At 39.7% G+C, this 2,428-nt stretch carries 2 protein-coding genes; both read right to left on the bottom strand.

The genetic code is table 11. The annotated features are described in order from the left end of the window. Nucleotides 1-797, bottom strand: a 797-nt coding sequence (locus AC1DND_RS25775) for a mechanosensitive ion channel family protein (RefSeq protein WP_477585423.1), incomplete at its 3' end; no start/stop codon positions are given. 231 nt (nucleotides 798-1,028) lie between these two features. Beyond that, the coding region (locus tag AC1DND_RS25780; RefSeq protein ID WP_477585425.1) for a flavodoxin-dependent (E)-4-hydroxy-3-methylbut-2-enyl-diphosphate synthase at nucleotides 1,029-2,428 on the bottom strand (1,400 nt) is incomplete at its 5' end.

Here is a 2,428-nt window from a genome sequence, read left to right on the forward strand (position 1 = left end):
CTTTCTTCCATTGCTCGCCAGTTTTTAAACGACTCGCTCACAATAGCGTAACTCGGCACAATGGTTACCGTTTTATCCCAATTACGCACTTTAATGGTGGTTAAATTAATTTCGGTTACTTCACCATCTGCCCCATATTTTTCTACTGTAATCCAATCGCCTACCCTAACCAGATCAATGGCACTCATTTGTACAGAAGCTACAAAACCTAAAATCGGATCTCTGAAAACCAAAATGAAAACAGCGGTAACTGCGCCAAAACCACCGAAAACATAAAGCGGTGATTCGCCAAGAATAATGGACAGGATGAGCACAAAACCAACAATATAAAATACAATTTTGGCTACCTGTTTGTAACTTCTAATGGGTTTATCGGCGTATTTCTTTGATGATTCCATGATGGATACCAAAGCATTCAGAAATGCATTTACAGCAAACATTACGGCTAAAACCATGTAGATTTTAGCAAATATTAAAGCATAAAACAACCCTTTTGTAAAATCGATAAAAAGATAAGGAACAACATTATAGATGATATAGGCCCCAAATATTAAAGCAAAAGCCCTGAAAACCCTAAATTCGAATAAAGCTTTTTGCCAGTCTGACTTTGTTTTTGCACTTTTTACCACACCGATAAAAAGCTGTCGGGTTAAAAATATGGTGATGAACAAAAATAGAATAACGCCAAGCAACCCGATAAAAAAGTAAGAATAAACGAGTTCGCCATCAGCAAGGCCTTTGCCAGCAAGCCAATTTCTAAGTTCGTTAAACAGGGATTGAAACTCCGGGATATTCATTAAGGCAATTTAGGATTTATTGATTACAAATTTAAATGGTGCTCTAGTCTTTGTCATTCTGAATGCAATGAAGAATCTGCTAAGAATATTGGTGCTGTTAAAACTATGCTAGTATTGATAATGGCGCAGTAGTTTGTAATCCGGTGCTACCCAGGATATAGATTCTTCGCTGCGCTCAGAATGACAGCATAGTGGTTTGTGAGTATACAAACTACAGCGTAGTATTAATTATTAAACCTTCTCTACCCAGTTGCCATCATCTTTAATGATGTCGATCAGTTCATCAAGCGCATAGGCGGTAGTTACATTTTTCTTTACTACTTCTTTACCACGGTATAAGGTAATTTTATCTGGGCCGGTGCCCACATAACCGTAATCGGCATCGGCCATTTCACCTGGCCCATTAACAATACAGCCCATGATACCGATTTTTATTCCTTTTAAATGATCGGTACGTGACCGGATCAGCTGAGTGGTTTCTTGTAAATCGAAAAGTGTTCTTCCGCAGCTTGGGCAAGAAATATATTCTGTTTTACTGATGCGTGTACGTGTAGCCTGTAAAATCCCAAAACTGGTAGAATTAATCAACGAAAGGTTTTGACCTTCTGCATCAATCCATACCCCATCTCCAAAGCCATCGGTAAATAAAGCGCCAATATCGGTTGCAGCATAAAGCATTAAATGATCGGCATCTGCATCTTGGTAAGATCTCTTAATGATTACCGGGATCTGAATATTTTTCTCCTGCAAAGCAACAAAAAAGGCCCTTTGTTCAGCCATCCCATGTGTTGCAGAAGTCTCCAAAATTAAAACAACGGTGTTATCCAATTGTGCAATTGTTGCATCGCTAAATTGTTTTGAATCAATCTGTACGAAATTCAAAAATTCGTCTTTAACATCCGCAGAACCATATTCGGCAAGCGTATATAAAGGATGACAATTGTTTTTATCGTTAAGTTTTAACCAGGTTTCGTAATTATAAACTTGCTTTAAATTCCCAGGGAAAGAAAAAGATGGCAAATTATCACCTAAGAAGGCTAAATCGCAAGCCTGATCGGCCAAGTTATATTTATCTAAACCTGCACTGTAATTGTAACCAATTGAACTTAAAAAGTAAGGATCTTTTAAGTTTTCCTTCGAAACATCGATCATCACTACCGGATGGTGATGCCCACCAATATGCTGTACAGCAGTGGTAATACGGCGATTGTACTCGTAAGGGGAATAAGTTGGGCGGGGGGCGTGGGGCGTAGAGCGTAGTGTAGTCGACTCGGGACTTCCGACTTCAGACTTCGGACTCCTTAAAGCATAACGGTCTGCCAGGGCTTTAGCAACTGGTGCTTCAAATTCAGGGTCTTCCGTTAACGAAACACGAATGGTATCACCCAAACCATCTTCTAATAAGGTTCCAATGCCAACGGCTGATTTAATGCGGCCATCTTCTCCATCACCTGCTTCGGTAACGCCTAAATGCAAAGGATAGTTCATCCCTTCTTTAGCCATGGTTTCTACCAACAAACGATAAGCCTGAACCATTACCTGGGTATTACTGGCTTTCATCGAGATCACCAGATTATAGTAATTCTGGTCTTCACACATGCGGATAAACTCCATTGCCGATTCTACCATTC

The sequence above is a fragment of the Pedobacter sp. 01N416 genome (assembly GCF_056399685.1).